This window comes from Streptomyces sp. SID3212, from assembly GCF_009865405.1.
GTDB lineage: Bacteria > Actinomycetota > Actinomycetes > Streptomycetales > Streptomycetaceae > Streptomyces.
The window spans coordinates 1-5,013 of record NZ_WWJY01000622.1; the positions used below are offsets into that span (position 1 = coordinate 1).

The 5,013-nt window shown below is 72.3% G+C and carries 7 protein-coding genes; 5 read left to right on the forward strand and 2 right to left on the reverse strand.

Annotated elements, in window-relative coordinates; translation table 11 throughout:
• Both GT042_RS18655 and GT042_RS18660 read left to right on the forward strand, forming a co-directional pair.
• Positions 1-759: N-acetylmuramoyl-L-alanine amidase (locus tag GT042_RS18655; RefSeq protein ID WP_345943828.1), on the forward strand; the 759-nt coding region annotated here is incomplete at its 5' end.
• Positions 760-887: 128 nt separating this feature from the next.
• Positions 888-1,286: a DUF6221 family protein gene (locus GT042_RS18660; RefSeq protein WP_161309858.1), complete on the forward strand. Its 399-nt coding sequence runs from the start codon at positions 888-890 to the stop codon at positions 1,284-1,286.
• Here GT042_RS18660 and GT042_RS18665 read toward each other — a convergent pair.
• Entirely contained in the window at positions 1,283-2,182 is a 900-nt protein-coding gene (locus tag GT042_RS18665; protein ID WP_161309859.1) for an SDR family NAD(P)-dependent oxidoreductase, read from the reverse strand. The genes GT042_RS18660 and GT042_RS18665 overlap by 4 nt on opposite strands.
• Before the next feature lie 51 nt (positions 2,183-2,233).
• Here GT042_RS18665 and GT042_RS18670 point away from each other — a divergent pair, with 51 nt between their 5' ends.
• Entirely contained in the window at positions 2,234-2,884 is a 651-nt protein-coding gene (locus GT042_RS18670; RefSeq protein ID WP_202533119.1) for a TetR/AcrR family transcriptional regulator, read from the forward strand.
• An 80-nt stretch (positions 2,885-2,964) separates the two neighbouring features.
• Here GT042_RS18670 and GT042_RS18675 read toward each other — a convergent pair whose 3' ends face one another.
• A complete protein-coding gene (locus GT042_RS18675) occupies positions 2,965-3,567 on the reverse strand; it encodes a TetR/AcrR family transcriptional regulator (RefSeq protein ID WP_161309861.1) in 603 nt (200 codons plus the stop codon).
• A 140-nt stretch (positions 3,568-3,707) separates the two neighbouring features.
• On the opposite strand from GT042_RS18675, the gene GT042_RS18680 reads away from it, so the two are divergent.
• Both GT042_RS18680 and GT042_RS18685 read left to right on the forward strand, forming a co-directional pair.
• The gene (locus GT042_RS18680; protein WP_161309862.1) at positions 3,708-4,646 is read left to right on the forward strand and encodes an oxidoreductase; all 939 of its coding nucleotides are present in this window, start codon (positions 3,708-3,710) and stop codon (positions 4,644-4,646) included.
• 105 nt (positions 4,647-4,751) lie between these two features.
• On the forward strand, positions 4,752-5,013 hold a 262-nt coding region (locus GT042_RS18685), incomplete at its 3' end, for a DUF1203 domain-containing protein (RefSeq protein ID WP_161309863.1).

Here is a 5,013-nt window from a genome sequence, read left to right on the forward strand (position 1 = left end):
GGTACGGGCCCCGGGGTCCAGGTTGGGGGGATGTGGCCCCGCAAGATCAGGCAGGGGTTGGCGCTTCTGCCGCTGGCACTGGTGGTGACGTGCGACGCTCCGGAGAGCAGAACACCGGAGCCGCGGCACCACCATGTCCGGGTCGGCCCCGCGGCGCCCCGCCCCGCCATCATCGGGCGGTCGGTGTGGCACGCGGACGAGAAGGCCGTACGTGAGAAGCCCGCGTACACCGGGGCGGTGGAGATGGTGTTCCTCCATCACACCAACCACTCCAACACCTACGACTGCCGTACGGACGTGCCCGGGATGCTGCGCTCCATGCAGGAGCACCACATCCAGGACATGGGGTGGAACGACCTGGGCTACAACTTCGTCGTGGACCGCTGCGGGAACATCTACGAGGGACGCGCGGGCGGCGTGGACCGGCCGGTGCGCGGGGCCCACGCGAAGGGGTTCAACGGCCGGAGCCTGGGGATCGCGGCGCTCGGCCACTTCGGGAGCGGCCAGGAGGTGCCGCCCGCGATGCTGAGGTCGATCGCGGCCGTCACGGCGTGGAAGCTGCCGCGCGGGGTGGACCCCGAGGGGCGGGTGCGGATGGTGTCCAACAATGACGAGAGCCGCTTCCCGAAGGGAAAGCCCGCCGAGCTGAGGGTGATCTCCGGACATCGGGACGAGTACGAGACCCAGTGTCCGGGCGAGGCGCTCTACGAGCAGATCCCCCGGCTGCGGCAGATGGTGGCGCGGCTGCGGAAGAAGTGAGCCGCGTGGTGGCGTCGCGGGGCGGTCGACCGCCCGGTCCGGCCGTATGGGCGGTACGTCCGTACCCGGCGGTGGCGCTACGCTTCCCTCTGCGATCCGGACTCGACCGCAAGGGACCCGACAGCCTGATGACCGAGCACAACGCGGACCTCGTGGCCTTCGTACGCGCGCGCCTCGACGACGAGGAGCGGCTGGCCGAGGCGGCGGGAGGCGCCGGCTGGCGCGCCCCCCAGGAGTCGCCGGGCGAGGTGCACGACGATCTCGGAGCGATCACGTTCAGCGTCCGGACCCGGGGCTTCGACCAGCACATCGCCCGCCAGGACCCGGCGCGGACACTGCGGCGCATCGGCTCGAGCCGCGTCCTGCTCGACCAGTACGTCCCGCTGGCGGCCCTCGACGTCGACTCCCCCGCGTCCGACTTCCCGTCGGGCCGCGCGGTCGGCCTCGGCTTCGCCGTACGCCAGTTGGCGGCGGAGCACGCCGACCACCCGGACTACCGGGCGAGTTGGCTGCCGCGTTTCACCTAGGGCGTGTCCGCGAAGTGGGGGCTTGATGCCCCGGCTGCCTTCGGGTGGTGGCGGCGCAGGTTGGCGGCGAGGACGCGGTCGAGGGTGCGGTCGGACAGGAACGGTCCCAGGCGCATGATCAGGGCGGCGTCCCGGCCGGCGGTGTAGCGGGTACGCGGCCGGCGGGCCGTCACGGCCTTCACGACGACCCGGGCGGCGGCGTCGGCGGTCAGGCCCGACGCGGTGCCCGTGGCCATCAAGCTGTTGTTCGCCCGGACCAGGTCGCCGTAGCGCTCGTGCTGCTCCGGGGTCATCCGGGTGGCCAGGTCGTTCGCCGTCGCGATGCCACGGGCCGCGATCTCCGTACGGACACCACCGGGTTCGACCACGACGACCTGGACGCCCAGCGGCGCGACCTCGCGGCGCAGGGAGTCACTGACCGCTTCCAGGGCGAACTTGGCGCCTGCGTACGCGCCGTAGGTGGCCATGGCGTACTTGCCGCCGATGGAGCTGATGTTGATCACGCGGCCCCTGGCGCGCAGCAGTGCGGGCAGGAGCGCCTGGGTGACGGCGATGTGGCCGAACAGGTTGACCTCGAAGACGCGCCGCCACTCGGCCGGCGGCAGGGTTTCGACCGGGGCGTTCACCTGGACTCCGGCGTTGTTGACGAGCGCGTGCAAGGCGCGCGGGTCATCGGCGATCCGGGCGGCGAGTGCCTCCACCTGCTCGGACCTGGTGATGTCGAGGATGACCGGTTCGACGCCGGCCGCCCGGATCGTGTCGGCGTCGTGATCCCGTCGTACGCCGGCCAGGACGTGGAACCCCCGCCGGGCCAGTTCGCGGGCGGTGGCCGCGCCCATGCCCGTGGAGGCTCCGGTCACGACGACCAGCTTCTGTGTTTCGGATGACGTTGTCACCTCGGCGACGCTACCAGTTCGGATGACACTGTCAACTGTATGATGGACGCCATGGTCACCCGTGCGGAGTCCGCCGCCGTCACCCGCCGCGCGCTGCTCGACGCGGCCACCGAACTCCTCGACCTCGGCGGCCCCGAAGCGGTCACCCTGCGCGAGGTGGGCGCGCGGGCGGGGGTGACCCGGGGAGCGCCGTACCGGCACTTCACGGGCAAGGACAGCCTGCTGACCGCCGTCGCGACCGAGAGCTGGGAGCGGATCGCCGACCAGGTCCACGCGCTGCGTACCGACCCGGAGCTGTCGCCCTCCGACCGGCTGCGGGGCGCTCTCCGTACTCTCCTCGGCGTCGGCCGGGACCGGCCGCACCTGTACCAGATGCTGTTCCGGCGCCCCGGACACCGCCCCGAAGAGCTCGGTGAGGGACTGGACCACGTCCGGCGCCGGCTGTGCGGAACAGAGGGCGACCTGATCGCGGACCGCATGCGGGCGGCCGGCCGCTTCCAGGACGAGTTCCTGGCCGTCGTCGCGGACGTCGTCGGGGGGCTCGACACACGGCACTACGGGGCCCTGCTGCTCAGCGGCGCGCACGGCATCGCGGACATGGAGCTGAGCGGCCACCTCGACACGGAGCAGTTGCGTACCACCGCGGACGCGCTGGTCGACACACTCGTCGGGATGGTCGCGAGCGCCGGCGGAACGGGGTAGCGGGGACGCCGCGCCGCCGGATGCCGCCGACTGTCGGCAAATGCCGCCAGTTGCCGCCGGAGGTCGCCGGAAGAGCCTTCTCAGCGGATGTGCCGGCCGGCGAGGGCGCGGGCCGCGCGGGCGGCCTGCTCCTCGACGGACGAGGGGGTGCTCCAGAGGCCCGGCAGCATGTCCTGCTGCTGGAAGAGGGCCAGACCGTGCGCCGCCGCGGCGACCTGGACCAGCAGCTCGAACGCGTCGTCCGCACCGGGGGCGATCCGGCCGGTGACGGGCATCAGATCGTCGTGCAACACAGCGCCCGCCCGGGCCAGTTCGGGATGGCGGCTCTTGTCGAGGCCGGCCAGGAACGTGATGTCGAACAGGGCGCGCTCCTCGACGGCGAACCGTACGTAGGCGACCGCGAAGGCCGCCAGCTGCTCGGCCGGGTCCGTGTGCGCGGCCAGCGCGGCGCGGTAGCGGCGGCGCTGCTCCTCGTAGCCCTTCCCGGCCAGTGAGGCCAGCAGGGCCTCCCGGTCGGCGAAGTGCTTGTACGGCGCGGACACGCTCACCCCGGCCTTCCGGCACGCCTCGGCGAGGGTGAATCCGTGCGGACCCCGCTCGGCGACCAGGGCGAGGGCGGCTTCCTCCAGTGCGTTGCGCAGATCCCCGTGATGGGTGCCGGTGGGGCGCCGTTTGACTGCCATGGCCTCAAGGTTAACACTATTCACTAGCAGGTGAATGGCATTCACCATGGCGGGCCGGGCCTTTCCTGCCCCGGTGACGGCCGCCGAGTTGCCCTGGTGGCGGCCACCGAGCCCCGTACCACCTACTCGTGGAGGAACCGATGCCCCGACCGAAGCCCGCGCGCTGGACGGCCCGTGACATCCCCGACCAGAGCGGGCGCACAGCCGTGATCACGGGCGCCAACACCGGCATCGGCCTGGAGACGGCCAAGGCTCTCGCCGTACGCGGGGCGGCGGTGGTCCTGGCGGTACGGGACCCCGACAAGGGCAAGCGCGCGGCGGAGGAGATCGCCCGCGTCGCGCCGGCGGCGGAGGTCCGCGTGCAGAGGCTCGACCTGGGTTCGCTCGCCTCGGTGCGTGCCGCGGCCGGGGAACTGCGCGGCACCTTCGACCGGATCGACCTGCTGATCAACAACGCGGGGGTGATGTACTCCCCGCGCCTTTCGACCGCGGACGGCTACGAGCTCCAGTTCGGCACCAACCACCTGGGGCACTTCGCCCTGACCGGGCTGCTGCTGGACCTGCTGCCCGCCTCCCCCGCCTCCCGTGTGGTCACGGTCAGCAGCGCGGGCCACCGCATGGGCGGCCCGATCGATCTCGGCGATCTCGACTGGCGGGCCCGCCCCTACGACCGGACCGCCGCGTACGGGCATTCCAAGCTGGCCAACCTGATGTTCACGTACGAACTCGCCCGCAGGCTGCCCGCGACCGGACCGCTCGCCGTCGCCGCCCATCCCGGTGGCGCCGACACCACCGGTTCCCGGACCGCGATGTCCCACTCCTCGCCCCTCGCCCGGGCGGCCTTCTCGGTGGTCCGGCCGCTGCTCCTCCAGTCGCCGGAGATGGGGGCCCTGCCCGTGCTCCGCGCGGCGACCGATCCGGAGATACGGGGAGGCGCGTATGTCGGCCCCCGCGGATTCCAGCAGAGCAAGGGCCACCCGGTGGTGGTGCGCTCCAGCCCCCAGTCGTACGACGTGTCGCTGCAACACCGCCTGTGGGCGCTCTCCGAGGACATGACCGACGTTGTGTTTCACGTGTAGGGCAGATCCCCCAGGACGGGAGAACCGGTACGGGACAACCGGTCCCAGAACTTCACGGCGGATTCCCGCCAGCGCCGCACCCCCCGCTGCGCCAGGCTGAACGGCATGACCAGCATCTACGTGCCTCAGCCCATCACCCCCACCGCCCTGAAAGAACTCCGACTCCGTGACGACGCCGGACGCCCGATGCGCCCGTACACGGACACGGAAGGCGACCACCCGCTCCGCTGCTGCCTGCGGCCCAGCGCCGTGGGCGACCGGATCGCCCTCCTCTCGTACGCCCCGCTGCGCCGCTGGGCGGCGGAGAGGGGCGCGGACGCCGGGGCGTACGACGAGCAGGGCCCGGTCTTCGTCCACGCCGAGGACT

Excerpts from the sequence above, each read along its gene's own strand:
- GT042_RS18660 (WP_161309858.1), top strand. The coding sequence starts at position 888 with ATGACCGAGCACAACGCGGACCTCGTGGCCTTCGTACGCGCGCGCCTC.
- GT042_RS18670 (WP_202533119.1), top strand. The coding sequence starts at position 2,234 with ATGGTCACCCGTGCGGAGTCCGCCGCCGTCACCCGCCGCGCGCTGCTC.
- GT042_RS18675 (WP_161309861.1), bottom strand. The coding sequence starts at position 3,567 with ATGGCAGTCAAACGGCGCCCCACCGGCACCCATCACGGGGATCTGCGC.
- GT042_RS18680 (WP_161309862.1), top strand. The coding sequence starts at position 3,708 with ATGCCCCGACCGAAGCCCGCGCGCTGGACGGCCCGTGACATCCCCGAC.